The following is a 17,330-nucleotide window of genomic DNA, read 5'->3' as shown; positions in this document are numbered from 1 at the left end:
TCATCCTGCAGCCTTGAGCAGTGGAATCAACCGCTCCATGGACGCGGCTCGGGAGCCTTTTACCAGAAAAAGATCTCCGTGGCTGGCGGAAGAGGCAACTTCGTCCTCCAGCGTGGCGAAATCCTCGGTGAACGAGAGTTCCCCTTTCCAACCGGCCCGTCTGAGCAGAAGATAGGCATCCTCCGTCTCTTTTCCGAACAGGAAGACGGAATGCATGTCCGAATGGAGGATTTTCCGGGCGATCTCCTCGTGGGCCTTCCGGCTCTCCGAGCCCAGTTCCTTCATCGGTCCCAACACCGCTTTCTTGCGGCCGTTCCAGGAAAGCGCGTTGACGCATTCCAGAATGGAACGCGTGGAATCCAGACTGGCGTTATAGCAGTCCTCGATGATCGTCACGCCACCGGAAAGCACGGTGGAACGTCCTTCCATGGGCGTGAATCCCTCCAGTCCCGCGGCGATGGCGTCATCCGCCACCCCAAGGAACCGGGCCGTTTCGACGGCGCCGGCGATATCGGAGAGGAGGTGCGCGCCTACGGCGTTGACGTGGCAGGGGTGATTTCCAATGACAAGGTCCCATCCGGAAAGCCCCCGGTCCGCGGCATGCAGCGACGAAAGGTCATACGAACGGAGCATGATGCCGCTCTCCCGTTCGATCTGACGGATGAACGGACAGCCGCGGGAGATGAATCCCGCCTGGATATCTCTGTGGAACAGACGGCCTTTCTCATGGGCGATGGCGCTCCGGGTACCGAATTTCTCCAGATGGGAGATGCCAATGTTGGTCAGAATACCCACGTCCGGCTTGAGCACGGAAAACATGTGGTCCATCTCGCCGGCATGGTCGACACCCATCTCGAACACCCCGTATTTCGTCCCATTCCCTACGGAAAGCACGGAAAGGGGCATGCCGATTTCCGAATTAAGGTTTCCCGGCGTCTTCACCGTCCGTCCCTGTTGGGACAGGATGGCGGAAAGCGCCTCTTTGGTGGTGCTTTTTCCACAAGAACCGGTGACGCCGGCATAGGTGACCCCGGAAAACCGGGACAGATGGGCGTGGGAGAACTTCCACAACGCCTTGAGGGAATCGTCCACGATGATAAGCGGCAATCCGACGGAAACAACAGTCTGGTCCACATGATGTTGGGAGACGACGGCGGCGGCCGCTCCGGCCGCCTTTGCCTGGGGGAGGTAGCGGGAACCATCGCAGACGGAACCCGCGAGCGCGACGAACAGGGAACCGGGACGCACCAAACGGGAGTCAGTCTCCACCGAAGTGATCACCGACCCTTCACCGATGGTCCGGATGGCGCCCAGCATGCGGGCGGCTTCCTTGAAATCATACGCGACGGACAGCTTCATCTCAGCCCTCCCCGCCCACCAGCAGGATGTCCGGGGCGTCGATGCGCTCAAACGTCACCCCTTCGATAATGGCCCTCCGCACCAGATCCTCCGGCATCCCCTGGATGGCCAGACGGGCGCGCAGTGACCGGTGCTGCTCCTCAAGCTGGGAGATCTGGGACTCCAGATCGGTTACGTCGGTCTGCAGGGTATGGTCCACCCCTTCCATCCAGACCACGGCGAAGACGACCGCCAAGATGAAGACCAGCATCGCGATGGCGACGGCATGACTGAACTTTGAGACGGTGGCTTCATGGCCCTTCTCTATGGGTTGCGAAATGTCATTCACATCAAAATCACGATCGATCAACGAATTCATGTCGTCCTCCTACACTTTTTCCACGACGCGCAGCTTTGCGCTCCGTGACGGTGCGTTTTCCGCATCTTCCGTTTCACTGGGCACCACCGGTTTTTTCGTCAGGATACGTACCGTTGGCGCCTCCCCTTGTGCCAGTTCCCGGAACAGCCATTTCACCGGCCTGTCCTCCAGGGAATGGAAGCTGATGACCGCCAGCCTCCCTCCGGACCGAAGGGCGGCCACCGCCCCGCGGATTGCCGGCGTGATGCGGTCCAATTCCTGGTTCACCTCGATGCGGATCGCCTGGAACGAGCGTGTCGCCGGATGGATGTGTCCATACCGGTACGGCGGAGGGACGGCTTCCCAGATGATCTGGGCAAGTTCGTTGCTCGTGCGTATTCCGCCACGCTTGCGTGCCAGAACGATGGCTTTCGCGATGCGTCGGGAGTACCGTTCTTCACCGTACTTCCAAATCACATCGGCAAGCCGTTGTTCGTCATATCCGTTGACCACATCGGCGGCGGTTTTCGCCGCCGTGGTATCCAGCCGCATATCAAGCGACTCATCCTTCAGGAACGAGAAGCCCCGTTCCGATTCTTCAAAGTGATAGGAGGAGATTCCCAGGTCAAACAGCACCAGATCGAGCAGAGGCCCGTGGTAGTCGGTGAAGAACGTGTCGAACCACGTGTTCACCGGGGTGAAGCGCGCTCCGAACGGCTTGAGCCGCTCGATGGCTTTCTTTTGGATGCCGGCATCCCGGTCAAGACCGGTGACGTGCAGATCCGGATAAGTCTCCAGAAACAGTTTGGTGTGCCCGCCCTCCCCGGTGGTCGCGTCGACCATCTCGGCGTTGGACCGGGTGGGTACCAGATATGAGAGCACTTCGGCATGCATCACGGGATAGTGGACGAATTCCATCACACACCTCCCAAGGTATCGCCGAATTCCTGGGCGGCCTGGGTGAACTTCGGATCCATCGCCGTCAGGTAGGCGTCAAACGCCGTCGTGTTCCACAACTCAAGATAGGTTCCCGAGCCGAGCAGGGTGCACTCCTCCTTCAATTCCAGTTTCGCGAACTCACGGAGTGTCGGCGGGATGTTGATCCTCCCGCTGCGGTCAATTTCACAGAGCTGGGCGGGACTGATGATGTTCCGTTGGAGCAACCTTCTGTTGGCGTTGAACACCGCTCCCGGTCCGTTGATGATGGTGCGCATCAGGTTTTCAAAACCTTGGGGAAGGAACATCCAAAGACAATTCTCCAGACCGCGGGTGACGTACAGACCGTCCCCATCCATCTCCACCCGAAGCCGGGACGGGATGAGAATGCGGCCTTTTTCGTCAATGGTGACTCTGAATTCACCCGTCAGCATCTTCCCACAATCTCCTCTTGATACGCCAACAAAATGGGATTTTCTCCCACTTTCTACCAATAATCTACACTTCGCCCCACCAAGGCACAAGGACGGTCATGGGCGTTTTTCCGGTTGTCCGAGAGAAATCGCGACTTTTCCACTTAACGAAAGTTTACACAGAGGAGAAAATAGACGGAAAAAGAGAAACTCTGGCGCCAACAGAGACAAAAAAAAGAGCCCCACCTGGGGGCTCATTGAAAGAAGGGTGCGCTCAGTGGCGTTTGGGGGCGAAGATGTTGTAATCGATGTCCTTGAAGATCACATCCTTCTTCTCCGCCTTGACCAGCCATTCGGTGTTCACGGCGTTCTTGCACATGTTGCTGTACACCACGTTGAAGTTCTGCAGATGCTCTTCCAGCCGTTTCTGGGCATACGCCCCGCCGGTGCGGTGGTACATGATGAACGGCCAGTCGCTGTCCATGGCAAGCAACACTTCGCGGGCCGCCTGGTTGAGGAAACGCCGTTTCAGGCTGATCTGGTCAGGGAAACGCTCGGCCAGTTCGCCCATCCGCTCCAGACTCTGGTGGATGTGCCGGTACACCCACGCGTTCGATCCATCAAGCCAGGTGGAACTGAACCCGCCCTGCCCCCAGGATGAGAATGCCGGCCGCGCAGTCTCCAGATCGGGATTTGACTCCAGGAACTGTGTGGGGGTGATGAACGCCACGTGGTTTTCTCCCTGGCATCCCTGGCGGAGCACTTCCTCCAGCCAATCGATGCCTTCGAACCACCAGTGACCGAACAGCTCACAGTCAAAACAGAGCGTGGAAAGCGGATCCATGCCGATCGTCCGGGCGATGCGGGAGTTCTTGTTGGTGATGTTGTACAGGAAATTCGCCGCGTGTTCCTTGACCAGCATCCTTCCTTCGGAAAGCCGGTACGGCCGTTTCTCATTGCCCGCCCCGGTGATGGCACAGTACTTGAATCCGGTGAAGATACGGTTTCCATCTTCTTCGACGTACGGACCGATATAGTCCATCGGAAGATCATAGCCGATATCCCGGTAGAACTCACGGTAGCGGGGATCGCACGGATACCCGCTGGTGTTGGACCACACCAGACTGGTCGCTTCATAGTCCCGGGGAAACGCCACCAGGCCGTTGGGGCAGCGCACCGGACGGAACGTACCGTCCTCCACCTTGTCCGGAGAGAGCAGCATGCTTTGGCTGGCCGTCTGGAACCAAGAGACCCCTTTGCTTTTCAGATACTGTTCAAGACCGGGGAAGTATCCGCACTCCGGCAGCCAGAAGCCACGTGAGATATGGCCGAACGCGTTCAGATGGGACTGGATGCCCAGTTCGATCTGCGCGTTGATCGCCTGGGGATATTCCTGATACAACGGCAGGTATGCATGGGTGGCGCAGGTGGTGATCAACTCCACCACCCCTTCCTCCTCCAACCTGCGGAAAAGGGTAAGGATGTTGTGCCCGCACGCCTCGAAATCATCCAGGTTCTGCTGGTACCGGTTCAGGTACCACCGGGCCATTTCGGCGTATTCAGGCTGCTCCGTCTCCGTCCTGCGGACTTCTTTCTCCCCCAGCTCCCTGTGCATGTTCAGATAGGAGATGAACCGTTGCTGCAGTGGTTCGTCGGCAAGCATGCAGGTCAGCGTGGGACTCATGCTGATGGTCAGTTTGACGGGATAATGCTCATGGGCCATCCGTGCCAGCATCCGCGCCAGCGGAAGATACGTCTCGCTGATCGCCTCATACAACCAGTCTTCCTCAAGAAAGCGAGGATACTCCAGATGACGGACATACGGCAGATGGGCGTTGAGGACAATGGCGACATTGGTTGGTTTCATGATTCAAGCACCCCTTTGCTCAGGATCCGCGCCACGGAACGAAGCATCGGATTATCGGCGACCTCCCCTTCATTGGAGAGCACCGACGAGAACATCACGTTGAACTTGTCCTTGTCCATCGAGATCTCGTCGTAGTGTTCCTCCCAATAGGAAGGGAACGTCTCAACTGTTTTTGACTGGGCAAGCGTAATGGTCGATCCATCCGCCTTGCGCCAGAGGATCGAGACACCGTATACGCCCCCCAGCCGGGGCAGGTTGATGTTCCACTGGTCATCGGCAAGGCCGATGGAGATGTCGAACGAAGCTTTCTCCCCACTCTGGGGATCATGCATCGAAACTCTGAGAAGCAATTCCGGGTTCTCCATCTCGGAGGTGATCTCCGTCCTGGTCGCCGCGGAGAGGGACCAGTAGGCGTACGCCCATTGGGGGTCACGCAGAAGCAGATGGACGGAAGTCTCGTTATAGGCTTTCGGCAACTCTTCCAGTCCGGGAAGCATGCCGTTCTTCTTGTCGGGAGAACCAAAGTCGGTCAATGATGTAAGGAAACGCTTCTGGCTTACCGTATCCCGCGCGATCGGGTTTTGGTCGTCTTCATCCTCATATTTTTCCTGGAGTTGCTCGATCAGCTCATCGCGGTCCAGACTCTCCCAATCGGAAAAGCCTTCCTGTCGGGCGATGTACCGAAGTTCAGCGTCCGACAACAATTCCAGATGAATCAAAACCATGTGGCGTTCCCCTTGTGTGTTGTTACGATAACTGTAGGGAAAAAGCAAGAACTAGTCAACAATTCAGTCATCGGGGGCTGATTCCGCACAAGCGTTCCACGGTAGTTACACGCTATCACACGAATCACGGTATTTTTCAGATATTTTCACACTTTTTGATGATATGAGCAATTCTTCTTTTTGATACTGAGCATATTGAAAACTTTCTGATTCCATTCTATGATAGAATGACCAACCAAGAAGGACAACAACCTATGGAAACAGAGCAATTGGATTTTTCCTGGATCATCAGGAGCCATCAGCACAAGGACATCACCCAGGCGAAGGCGATGTTCCCCATCGAAACGGCCCGCATCGCGCGGGCGTTCCATCGCCAGATTCCCGGGTACAATCTCACCCGCCTGGTCAGCCTCCCCTCCCTCTCGCACATGCTCGGAGTGGGCGGAATCTACGTGAAGGATGAGTCACAGCGCCTGGAGCTGAACAGCTTCAAGGTGATGGGAGGCTCGTTCGCCCTGTTCCGGTTCCTGCAGAAACGGCTGGGCATCAGCGACGAGAAAATGAGTTATGCCTATCTGACCAGCCCGGAAGCCAAAGCGAAGACCGGCACGTTGACCTTCGCCGCCGCGACGGACGGCAACCATGGACGGGGCATCGCCTGGGCTGCGGGAAAACTGGGGCACAAATGCGTCATCTACGTCCACAGCGAAACGTCCCAGGCACGGATCAACGCCATCAAGAGTTATGGCGCGACGGTCAAGGTGATTCCCGGCAACTACGACAACGCCGTCCGGCAGATCGCCATTGACGCCAAGAAATATGGTTGGGAGATCATCAGCGACACTTCGTGGGACGGCTATACGGAAATCCCCACCTGGATCATGCAGGGCTACACCACCATGCTGCTGGAAGCCCAGGAACAACTGTCCGGACTTGGGTTGATCAAGCCCACCCACGTGTTTGTCCAGGCAGGCGTCGGAGCCTTGGCGGCCTCCGTCGTCGGGTTCTATCACGCCCTGTTCCCGGACAATCCGCCCAAATGCGTCGTGGTGGAACCGGAGAAGGCGGCGTGCATCTACGCATCCGCCCTTGCCAATGACGGCAAACCGCATTCGGTGACCGGGGATCTGGACACCATCTGCGCGGGCCTGGCCTGCGGGGATCCCAGTCCGCTTGCCTGGGGTATTTTGAAGGAAGACGCCGACGTGTTCATGAAGGTTCCCGATTACGTGGCGGCGCGTGGCATGCGTATCTACGCCGTTCCGCTCAAGGGGGACGAGTTCATCATCAGCGGCGAAAGCGGGGCAATCACGCTTGGGGCGTTCTACTCTCTGATGACCGAGCCGAAAGCTGAAGAACTGGTCGATTCCCTGGGGATCGGGCCTGACAGCCACATCCTGTTCCTCAACACGGAGGGAAACACCGACCCCACCCACTTCCGGCAGATCATCTGGGACGGATGCGACCCCGTGCCGAAGAAATACTGGACGCAGCGATAGCGGTCAGACGGCCGTGGCGACGACCCTGAGCCGTGTGTAGTCGATGATCCAGTCCGTACCATCAAACAACTGATTCCGGAGGCGGTCTTCCGCCTCCTGGATGATGGTTTGGCGCATCTCTTCTTCCATGCCGGCGAACGGCGCGGTGACGAACATGGAGATCCAGTTCTTCAGCCCGTCACGACCGTTCATCTTCGTCGGCCGGGGAAACCATTGCATCAACACTGGTTGCAGGTGGCATGCCTCCAAAATCGGGGCGTACTGCCCGATGCTGGGGAAATAGAACGGATGCACATAATGGAAACCCCGACGGGCGAACCCCTCGGACAAGGCATGGTGCACCGATTCCCCGCATCCTTTTCCGCCCATCTCACACACCAGCGTCCCGCCAAGGTGGAGCGCCTTCCGCACCCCGCTGAGCAACGTTTGCTGCTTTCCCCCTTCCACCCAGTGGAAGACGGCGTTGGAGAAGACCACGTCGAAGGCGTCCTGAAACGGAAGGGACAACGCATCGGCGACGCTCAGGTCAAGATCGGGAAACTGGGACTTTGCCAACGCGATCATCGAAACCGATGCGTCGATGCCGTGGACGACGGCCCCCATCTTGTGGATTTCCTCAGTCAAAACTCCACTGCCGCATCCGATATCCAACACCGTCTTTCCCCGTACATCCCCCATCAAAGGCAACAATCCCTTCCCGTAAGAAGGGACGAACATGCATTGGTTCTGGTACTCTTGCGCATTCCAGGATTTGTTCATGCGGGCAGTATACAGCAAAACGACAAAGGAATTGCAGACAAGCGCATCGCTTCATGGTATGATGGGAAAACAAATACTCATGAATACTCCAACGACATACCCGACAGATTTGATCCTCCATGGCCACTTTTACCAGCCGCCCCGGGAAAACCCCAGGACGGACATCGTTGAGGTGCAGGACAGCGCAGCTCCGTATCGTGACTGGAACGAACGCATCTGGGCTTCCTGTTACCGGGCAAACGCGCATAGCCGATACCTCAACTCGACCGGTCAGATCGAGAGCATCAGCAACAACTACGCACATATCAGCTTCAACTTCGGAGCGACCCTTCTTTCCTGGATGGAGGAGAACCATCCCGCCACCATGGAGGCGATCATCCAGGCGGACAAAGACAGCGTAAAACGGCTTGGACACGGCAACGCCATCGCCCAGGGGTTCAACCACACCATTCTTCCGCTGGATGATCCCGAAGATGCCCGGATCCAGGTGGAATGGGGGCTGGAGGCGTTCCGTACCTGGTTCGGACGTGACAGCGAAGGGCTGTGGTGCCCGGAGGCGGCGATCAACCCTGCGGTGATCGACATCCTCTCCTCCTGTGGCGTGAAGTTCGTCATTCTCTCACCGTGGCAGTGCAAAAGCGTCGAGGATTCCCATGGCGACATGATCGATCTCTCCGGCAAACCGGCTCCCTACGACGAGCCGTTCATCCTTACCGGAGAGAAAGGCGGCACCGTCAGCGCGTTCTTCTATCATCCAGGTCTTGCCGGAGGCATCAGTTTCGGGCATCTGCTCCGGGACGCCGACAATCTGTACAACCAGCTGCTTTCCATCAAGGCAAGCGACAACACCCGTCTGATCCATACGGCCACCGACGGGGAGATCTACGGACATCATGAACCGTTCGGTGACATGGCCCTCTGCGCCTTGATCAAGAAAGTGGAGAGCCGGTCAGACTTCACCTTTACCAATTATGCCACCTATCTGGCCAATCATCCGGCCAAGCGGCACGCCGTCCTTCTGCCAGGAGAAGACGACAAAGGAACCTCATGGTCCTGTGTCCATGGCGTTTCCCGTTGGTACAAGGACTGTGGTTGCCACACCGGAGGTGAGGAAGGCTGGAACCAGAAATGGCGCCTTCCCCTTCGCACGGCGTTCCGCACCATGCACGCCAAGGTGATGGAGCTCTGCCAGGAAACGGTCGGCCGGGTGTTTGGGGAAGGAGTGGACCTGCACCATATCCTCTCCCACTTCGGACCGGTCGCCGCGAAGCAGATGACGATGGATGCGTTCCTGGACCAATTGAACGAAACCCATCCGTTTGATGAGGCGAACCGGCAGGAACTTGCCGGTATGTTCGTCTGCTACATGTTCTCCATGTATTCGTTCACCAGTTGCGGTTGGTTCTTCTCCGACCTGGGAGGCATCGAGCCTCGTCAGAACATCGCCTACGCGCTGATGTCCGTCTCCCTGTACCAGGAGCTGACCGGAGAAGCGGTGCTTCCTTCCTTTTTGATCGACCTGCAGCAGGCCAAATGCAACCGTCCCCAGGACGGCAACGGCATGACCATCGCCGCGAAGGAATGGATGCAGCTGTCCGGCATGACGGAAGCGACATTGTTCTTCCATCTCGCCGCCCGGTTCGGAGATGGGGAGAAACGGTATGGGAACTACCTGTTGGAATCGGCCGACGGTCCGGCGTTCCTGCTGTACGACACGGAGTTGCTGACCCATTGGAACGCCTACGTGGAAGACAAATCACCCCAAGGGTCCGGGATCATCAACCTGGTGGTGACGATCACCGACCGGATGGGAAAGAAAATCTCCCAACAGACGGTTACCAACGCATCCATCCCGCAATCGATGTTCATCTACTTCAACAAGAAAGTCGGGATGGATTTCGCCACCCTTCCCTACGAAGACATCATGCGCATCGCCGATGAAATCCAGAAATTCGGATATTTCGCCGATGACAGCCCCTATCCGATGGATCCTTTGGTGGAGGTTCAGACCATGGGGCTGGCGTTCAACGCCTTGGTCAGCATCTTCCTCCGTTACCGGCAGGACAATTGGATGGAAGTGAAGGAGGCGTTCTTCCGCCTGACCCGTTTCGTCTCGCACTCCCGTCGGGCTGTGGACAAGGAACGGCTTGCCGCATTGGTCAATTTCGGCATTTCGGTGATCACCCAAGTACTGATGGGACGAAACAATACAATCGACGACGAATTCGCCGTCACTCTGAAGGAGTTTCTTTCCATGGTGCGCGCAGAAGGCGTCCAACCAGATCTGACACAGTTGCAGGAAGTGATCTTCCCCGCCCTCTGCGGAACCTGCTCGGAGGAAGTCAGGAATCTAGGATATGACCTGAACTTTGCACCAACACTCGAGCGTGCGCAAGGCTGATCTCTGACGTATCGCCACTGAGCATCCGCGCGATCTCCTTGACCCGTTCATCCCCGTGTACCGGACGAATATGGGTATAGGAAGCGCCGTTTTCCACTTCTTTGGAAACGACCAGGTGTCCGTTCGCCATGGCGGCGATGGAAGCCAGGTGGGTGATGACGATCACCTGGTGCCCGGCTCCAAGACGGGCAAGCTGTCCTCCGACGGAAAGCGCCACCGCCCCTCCGATGCCGGCGTCAATCTCGTCAAACACCAGCGTACCCACCTCATCATCCGCTTCCAACGTGGTCTTCAACGCCAGCAGGACACGGGACAATTCGCCTCCGCTGGCCACTTCCGCGATGGGTCGGCTTTCCATGCCGGGGTTGGCGCACAGGGAGAAGGAGATGTCATCAGCCCCCCAGGCGGAACGCTCCGCAGGCTGCACCAAAATGGTGAACACCGCTTTTTCCATCCCCAACACACGCAGGTTTTTCTGGATCTTGGCTGCCAGGTCCTTGGCGGCAGCCATCCGACGGGACGTAAGCGCCTCAGCGGCCGCAGCCAACTGGTGTTCCTCGTCAATGATCCGCTTCTCAATCACGGACAGGCGTTCCTGTCCGTGAAGACCTGCGTCCAGCTTCCGGCGGGATGCGTCAAGAAACGCAAGCACATCGGAGAGCGTCGGTCCATACTTCTTTTTCAGTCGTTGCAACAGGGAAAGGCGCGCCTGCAGTTCATCCAGCTTCTCCTGGCTGAAGCGCATCCGCCCCAGCCGGTCGCGGATGGTCTCGGCGATATCATCACATTCGATGGACGCGCTCTCCAATCGGGATGCCAATTCGGCAAGGGAAGCATCCAGACGGGATGCGCCGTTCATCTCCCTGGCCGCGTCCTTCAGGGAAAGCACCGCACCCCTGCTCTCACCCTCCCCGCCCAACAGCGACTCCACCGTCTCCAGACGGGTATGAATCTGTTCGTACGAGCCGGCGACCCGGACTTCCTCGGCAACCGCCTCATCCTCACCGTCCTTGATGTCGGCGTGTTCGATCTCCTGGACGGCGAAGGAAAGATAGTCCGTCTCCCGTACCGCGTCCTTCAGCGCCGTTGTCAGTTCATCCTTCTCCCGAAGGAGTCCCTGCAACGCATCCCAATGGGTGCGATAGGCGACGCGTTCCTTTTCATCCCTGGCGTAAGCGTCCAGCACATCGCGTTGTTTGGCGGGCAGAAACAGGCTTTGATGGTCACGTTGGGCGGAGACATCCACCAAAAGGGATCCAAGCAGAGCAAGTTCCGAGCGGGTCTTCGCCACGCCCTGGATGGTGATCGTCGACCGTCCGTTGGATTTCAACGTCCGGGAGAGCACCAAAACCCCGTCTTCCAGGGAGAGCCCCATCTCATCCAACGCGTGACGGAGCGCTTCCCAGGGATTGGTGAACGAAAAGGTGGCGCTGACCGATGCGGAGTCACAACCGGTGCGGATCACTTGGTTTTCCGCCTTGTCCCCCAACAGCAAGGAAAGCGCCCCCATGATGATTGACTTCCCCGCTCCGGTCTCACCGGTCAGGACGGTCACACCCGGACCGAATTCGATCTGGGCGTCATCGATGAGCGCGTAATGTCGGATGGAAAGGCTTTCAAGCATGGAACCCTCCCCGTGACCAGTGGAGTTTCTCCCTGATCACCTCGATGTAGGAGCGTTTGCCGCTGGAGACGATCAACGCTTTGCTGCGCGCCTTCTCCACGGTGATCACATCCCCTTCATGGAGGGGAAAATTCTGTTGTCCGTCCACCGTCAGCATCAGACCGGTCCGTTGTTTGGGCAACACTTCCAAAGAGATCTCCGTCTCCCCGTCAACGACCAAAGGCCGGTTGGACAGGGTGAACGGACAGACCGGAGTGACGATCAGGTCGGACAGACCGGCGTCCAGGATCGGACCGCCGGCCGCCAGGCTGTAGCCGGTGGATCCGGTCGGGGTTGCGACAATGATGCCGTCAGCGCGGAAGATCCCGCCGAACACCCCATCCATGTTTACGGAGAGGTTCACCACCTTGCTGATGCCGCTGGAGGTGACCACCATCTCATTCAGTCCATGGCACTGGAACACTTTCCGGCCCTGGCGGACCACTTCCACCCGGATCATCAGCCTGCGTGAGAGTTTGGTCTTCCCGGCAAGGAACAACTCAAGCTCTTCCTTCCATTCATCCTTGCCCACTTCGGTGATGTACCCGAATGTGCCCAGGTTCACCGCCATGATGGGGATTCCCAGATCATGCAGGAACCGGGCGCAGTACAGCACCGTCCCGTCACCGCCAAGGCTGATGGCAAGATCGGTGCCAGGAGGCACGATCAGATCCCTGACGTCGTCCGACGTGATGGAAATGGAACAGATCAGCCCTTTGCTGATGATGTAACGGGAAATCTCCGCCGCCAGCGGATGGCTTTCCGGTTTGTTCCAGTTCGCGATGATCAGGATATGGGTTACCATGACATGTTCCTTTATGGGAGATGGGAGATTACTTTCAGCAGCACATCACTGTCTGCCTGGCTGATGAACGGGTAAATGGGAAACGAGACACACCGGAGGATGGCAGGAATCGCCACAGGGAAATGGTCGAAATCCTCCACCTTGTCGGCACCGACGCACGAGGCGAACGTTCTTCGTGTCGATACTTGATAGCGGGTGGCGAAATCCATCACCTCTTCAATCTTCGAATCAAGCTGGACGGCGAACCCGTAGCCGTTGATCTCGAATTCCGGGTTGGTGATGCCGAACAGCTTGTGGTGGGTCTTCAGCAATCCTTTCTGGAACAACCGGTAGAACGTCCGCCGTTTCTCCAATTGTTCCGGAAACGTCTCACATTGGATGATCCCCAACGCCGCGTTGAGATCCGGCAGTTCCATGAACGGCCGGACGCTGGCGATGGACGAAAGCACCGCGTCGCGGATCTTCTGGTCATTGGTCAGAATGGCCGCACCCCCCGCCGCGCTGATCACATCCGGTTCCTCGAACGCGGAGACGAGGATCTTTCCCCGCGATCCCGCTTTCTCCGTATCATACACAGAACCGATGCTTTGGGTGACATCTTCAATCAGAGGAACGGAAAGCGAGGAATAATCCTGTTGGTAGGGAATCATGCCCACCGGTTCATCAAGGATGACGCAGCAGCACCCTTCCCCTTCCAGGCGTTTCGCTTCATCTGCGGAGAGACACCCTGTAGCGGGGTCCACATCCCCGAGAAGAACGGATGCGCCGAGCATCGTCGCCGCGTACCGATGGATTTCCGGAGAGAGCACGCTCATACCCACCAGAGAGCCGTTGCCGACCTGGCATGCCACATAGGACAAACGGATCGCGTCGACATACGAACGAAGAGGGACGCAGTGCGATTTGCCCAACTGCTGGGAAAGCAATCCGGCAAATTGCCGTTTGCGTTCTCCCGGGCCAATCTTTTCGTCCACCATCGTCTGCAGGACGGCGTTCATGTCTTTTCTTCGAATGGTAGGTTTGTAGAATCGGATCATGTGCTTCCTCACCGGCAAGTATACCCGTTCTTTCGTTCTGTTGCCACAAGGAATTCAGTATCACCAGATATTGTCAGAGGAAAAAGATAAAAAAAATTCCGGCGGCTACCTACTCTCCCGCGGAAGAACCGCAGTACCATCGGCGCGAAGGCGCTTGACGACCGTGTTCGGGATGGGAACGGGTATGTCCGCCTTGCTGTGGCCACCGGAACAAATAACCAAACATCCACGAGGAGCACGCTCCACGAAGATCTTCGGTCATTGAAAACCGAAAACAAAAACAGGAAGGAAAAAGAAAGGGCCCGGCGGCTACCTACTCTCCCGCGGAAGAACCGCAGTACCATCGGCGCGAAGGCGCTTGACGACCGTGTTCGGGATGGGAACGGGTATGTCCGCCTTGCTGTGGCCACCGGGCCGGCTCCGGGTCCGTCCGCAGGACGGACGCCCCCCGAGCCTCCCCGCGACGGCGGGAACGATGATATGGCCAAGCCTCACGGCTGATTAGTACCGGTGGGCTGTGCGTCTTGCGGCGCCTGCACCCCCGGCCTATCGACCAGGTAGTCTCCCTGGTTCCTTCAGGAGGGTTATACCCTCGGGGACGTCTCATCTTGGGGGGGGCTTCACGCTTAGATGCTTTCAGCGTTTATCCCTTCCGGACATGGCTACCCGGCGGCTGCCCCTGGCGGGACAACCGGTACACCAGAGGTCCGTCCACCTCGGTCCTCTCGTACTAGAGGCAGGACCCCTCAGACGTCCAGCGCCCATGGCAGATAGGGACCGAACTGTCTCACGACGTTCTGAACCCAGCTCGCGTACCGCTTTGATTGGCGAACAGCCAAACCCTTGGGACCTGCTCCAGCCCCAGGATGCGATGAGCCGACATCGAGGTGCCAAACCTTGCCGTCGATGTGAACTCTTGGGCAAGATCAGCCTGTTATCCCCGGAGTACCTTTTATCCGTTAAGTGACGGCGCTTCCACACGCCACCGCCAGATCACTAAGACCCGCTTTCGCGTCTGCCCGGCATGTACGCCTCGCAGTCAGGCCGCCTTGTGCCTTTGCGCTTGCCGGACGATTCCCGACCGTCCTAAGGCGACCTTCGCGCGCCTCCGTTACCCTTCAGGAGGCGACCGCCCCAGTCAAACTTCCCGCCTGGCCCAGTCCCCGGACCGGTTCGCGGCCCGGGTTAGGCGCGCGGAAAGGGAAGGGTGGTATTTCACCGGCGGCTCCGCGTTGCCTGACGGCCCCGCTTCGTTGCCTCCCACCTATCCTACACATCCCTGTCCGCGCGCCGACGCCAAGTTGAAGTAAAGGTTCACGGGGTCTTTCCGTCTAACCACGGGTACCAGGCATCTTCACCTGGACTTCAATTTCACCGGATTTCGCGTCGAGACAGCGCCCATATCGTTACACCATTCGTGCGGGTCGGAACTTGCCCGACAAGGAATTTCGCTACCTTAGGACCGTTATAGTTACGGCCGCCGTTTGCCGGGGCTTGGGCTCGCCGCTTCGCTTGCGCTGACGGCTCCCCTTGACCTTCCGGTACCGGGCAGGTGTCAGTCCGCATACCTCCCATCGCTGGTTCGCGCGGACCTGTGTTTTTGGTAAACAGTCGCATGGGCCGTTTCTCTGCGGCCCCCTCGCGGGGGCCATGCTTATCCCGAAGTTACGCATGCAGTTTGCCGAGTTCCTTGACGCGAACTCTTCCGTCGCCTTCGCATATTCAGCTCGCCCACCTGTGTCGGTCTCTGGTACGGTCCCGGGCGTAGCACCCAGGGGTTCTTTCTCGTCACCGCACAGCACACCCTTCAGGCCCCCGTAAGGACCCTCCCTCACCGCTCGGCTCGGGGCCCGGACTTCCCTGGACCCCTCAGCGCCTCGCGGCTTTGGCGGGGCATACCGCCGCCCCGCGGCGTACTGCGCAATGCTTCGCCCCATCGTAAGCGCCCGGCGGCGCGGGATTGTTGACCCGCTTCCCATCGCCTACGGTCTTCACCCTCGGCTTAGGGGCCGGCTGACCCTCGGGCAGATTGCCTTTACCCTGGAAACCTCAGGCTTCCGGCGGACGGGGATCCCACCCGTCTTTCACGTTACTCATGCCTGCATCCTCTCTCCCGCCCCGTCCACGGGGGCTCCCGCCCCCGCTTCTCCCGTATGCGGGATGCTCTCCTACCGGACGGACGCCCTACGGCGCCCGCCCCCGCGGCTTCGGTTGCGCGCTTAGCCCCGTTACATTATCGGCGCGCGGATACTCGACCAGTGAGCTGTTACGCACTCCTTGGAGGCGTTGCTGCCTCTGAGCCAACCTCCTGGCTGTCTGTGCATCCGCACTTCCTTTCCCACTCGGCGCGCATTCGGGACCTTGGCCGGCGGTCCGGGCTGTTCCCCTCTCGGCGACGGCCCTTATCAGTCGCCGCCTGACTGCCGCGTATGGCGCGCGGGCATTCGGAGTTCGGTTAAGCTCGGCAGCCAGTGACGGCCCCTCGCCTATCCGGTGCTCTACCTCCCGCGCGGTCCGCGCGACGCTAGCCCTAAAGCTATTTCGGAGAGTGCCAGCTATCTCCAAGTTTGTTTGGCCTTTCACCCCCAGCCGCAGCTCATCCCAGCCCTTTTCAGCGGACTTAGGTTCGGCCCTCCACAGGGTTCCACCCCTGCCTCAGCCTGGCCGCGGCTAGATCACTTGGCTTCGGGTCTGCCCCGCGCGACTCGCGCCCTCTTCGGACTCGGTTTCCCTCCGGCTCCGGGACTCCTGTCCCTTAGCCTCGCCGCGCACGGCAACTCGCAGGCTCATTCTACAAAAGGCACGCCGTCACCATGTCGCCATGGCTCCGACCGCTTGTGGGTCCGCGGTTTCAGGTTCTCTTTCACTCCCCTCCCGGGGTCCTTTTCACCTTTCCCTCACGGTACTATACGCTATCGGTAGCCGCCGAGTATTCAGCCTTGGAGGGTGGTCCCCCCTGTTTCCGCCGGGATTCCTCGTGTCCCGGCGTACTCAGGCAGCGCGCCCAGCGCGCCCGCACCCACTTCGCGTACGGGGCTCTCACCCGCTCCGGCCGGCCTTCCCAGACCGTTCCGCTGTGCATGCGGCGCGCGCCGGGACCAAATCCCAGGCGCACCCCTACAACCCCGCGGCCCCGAAGGCCCGCGGTTTGGGCTCCTCCCCGTTCGCTCGCCGCTACTGGGGGAATCTCGTTTGATTTCTTTTCCTGCAGGTACTTAGATGGTTCACTCCCCTGCGTCTCTCCCCGCGGCGCCTATGTATTCAGCACCGCGGCGCGCGGATTGCTCCGCGCGGATTACTCCATTCGGGCACCCGGGGATCTCGGGATGTCGGCTCCTCCCCCCGGCTTTTCGCAGCTTGCCGCGCCCTTCCTCGCCTGGCGGCTCCCAGGCATCCTCCGCGAACCCTTCCTTCGCTTGACCATATCATCCTTCCCGTCCTCTCGCTCAACTGTAAAAAAACCTTCCACTGGAGGCAGGGGGGTTCGAACCCCCGACCCTCGGCTTGCAAAGCCGATGCCCTAGCCAGC

General features: G+C 58.8%; 12 protein-coding genes and 3 rRNA genes. 2 read left to right on the top strand and 13 right to left on the bottom strand.

Annotation, left to right across the window (positions count from 1 at the left end):
• From LKE28_10115 to LKE28_10090, 6 genes are all read right to left on the bottom strand, one after another.
• Entirely contained in the window at positions 1–1,359 is a 1,359-nt protein-coding gene (locus tag LKE28_10115; protein ID MCH3908562.1) for a UDP-N-acetylmuramoyl-tripeptide--D-alanyl-D-alanine ligase, read from the bottom strand.
• Position 1,360: 1 nt separating this feature from the next.
• The gene (locus tag LKE28_10110; GenBank protein ID MCH3908561.1) at positions 1,361–1,717 is read right to left on the bottom strand and encodes a hypothetical protein; all 357 of its coding nucleotides are present in this window, start codon (positions 1,715–1,717) and stop codon (positions 1,361–1,363) included.
• 9 nt (positions 1,718–1,726) lie between these two features.
• Positions 1,727–2,614, bottom strand: coding sequence for a 16S rRNA (cytosine(1402)-N(4))-methyltransferase RsmH (rsmH, locus tag LKE28_10105; GenBank protein ID MCH3908560.1), 888 nt, complete (start codon positions 2,612–2,614; stop codon positions 1,727–1,729).
• A complete protein-coding gene (gene mraZ, locus LKE28_10100) occupies positions 2,614–3,066 on the bottom strand; it encodes a division/cell wall cluster transcriptional repressor MraZ (GenBank protein ID MCH3908559.1) in 453 nt (150 codons plus the stop codon). Before mraZ ends, rsmH begins: the two co-directional genes overlap by 1 nt.
• Positions 3,067–3,319: 253 nt before the next feature.
• Positions 3,320–4,912, bottom strand: coding sequence for a DUF1957 domain-containing protein (locus tag LKE28_10095; GenBank protein MCH3908558.1), 1,593 nt, complete (start codon positions 4,910–4,912; stop codon positions 3,320–3,322).
• Entirely contained in the window at positions 4,909–5,637 is a 729-nt protein-coding gene (locus LKE28_10090) for a DUF4912 domain-containing protein (GenBank protein MCH3908557.1), read from the bottom strand. Before LKE28_10090 ends, LKE28_10095 begins: the two co-directional genes overlap by 4 nt.
• A gap of 254 nt (positions 5,638–5,891) precedes the next feature.
• Between LKE28_10090 and LKE28_10085 the strand changes: the two genes are divergently transcribed.
• On the top strand, positions 5,892–7,136 hold the full coding sequence (locus LKE28_10085; protein MCH3908556.1) for a diaminopropionate ammonia-lyase: 1,245 nt from the start codon (positions 5,892–5,894) through the stop codon (positions 7,134–7,136).
• A gap of 3 nt (positions 7,137–7,139) precedes the next feature.
• Here LKE28_10085 and LKE28_10080 read toward each other — a convergent pair whose 3' ends face one another.
• Positions 7,140–7,895, bottom strand: a complete 756-nt coding sequence (locus LKE28_10080) for a methyltransferase domain-containing protein (GenBank protein ID MCH3908555.1) — start codon at positions 7,893–7,895, stop codon at positions 7,140–7,142.
• Between the two features lie 79 nt (positions 7,896–7,974).
• On the opposite strand from LKE28_10080, the gene LKE28_10075 reads away from it, so the two are divergent.
• A complete protein-coding gene (locus LKE28_10075; protein ID MCH3908554.1) occupies positions 7,975–10,296 on the top strand; it encodes a DUF3536 domain-containing protein in 2,322 nt (773 codons plus the stop codon).
• Here LKE28_10075 and recN read toward each other — a convergent pair.
• From recN to LKE28_10045, 6 genes are all read right to left on the bottom strand, one after another.
• Entirely contained in the window at positions 10,238–11,920 is a 1,683-nt protein-coding gene (recN, locus tag LKE28_10070) for a DNA repair protein RecN (protein ID MCH3908553.1), read from the bottom strand. The two genes, LKE28_10075 and recN, sit on opposite strands and share 59 nt — an antisense overlap.
• Complete coding sequence (locus LKE28_10065; protein ID MCH3908552.1) at positions 11,913–12,764, bottom strand: NAD(+)/NADH kinase; 852 nt, start codon at positions 12,762–12,764, stop codon at positions 11,913–11,915. The genes recN and LKE28_10065 overlap by 8 nt, the downstream gene beginning before the upstream one ends.
• 11 nt (positions 12,765–12,775) lie before the next feature.
• A complete protein-coding gene (locus LKE28_10060) occupies positions 12,776–13,801 on the bottom strand; it encodes a DegT/DnrJ/EryC1/StrS family aminotransferase (protein MCH3908551.1) in 1,026 nt (341 codons plus the stop codon).
• 96 nt (positions 13,802–13,897) lie between these two features.
• A 5S ribosomal RNA gene (gene rrf, locus LKE28_10055) occupies positions 13,898–14,011 on the bottom strand.
• 90 nt (positions 14,012–14,101) lie between these two features.
• A 5S ribosomal RNA gene (gene rrf / locus LKE28_10050) occupies positions 14,102–14,215 on the bottom strand.
• A 66-nt stretch (positions 14,216–14,281) separates the two neighbouring features.
• Positions 14,282–17,223 (bottom strand): 23S ribosomal RNA (locus tag LKE28_10045).
• Between the last annotated feature and the right edge of the window lie 107 nt (positions 17,224–17,330).

It is taken from the genome of Sphaerochaeta sp., from assembly GCA_022482495.1.
Lineage (GTDB): Bacteria > Spirochaetota > Spirochaetia > Sphaerochaetales > Sphaerochaetaceae > RUG023.
This window is presented reverse-complemented; position numbering and strand designations above follow the sequence as displayed.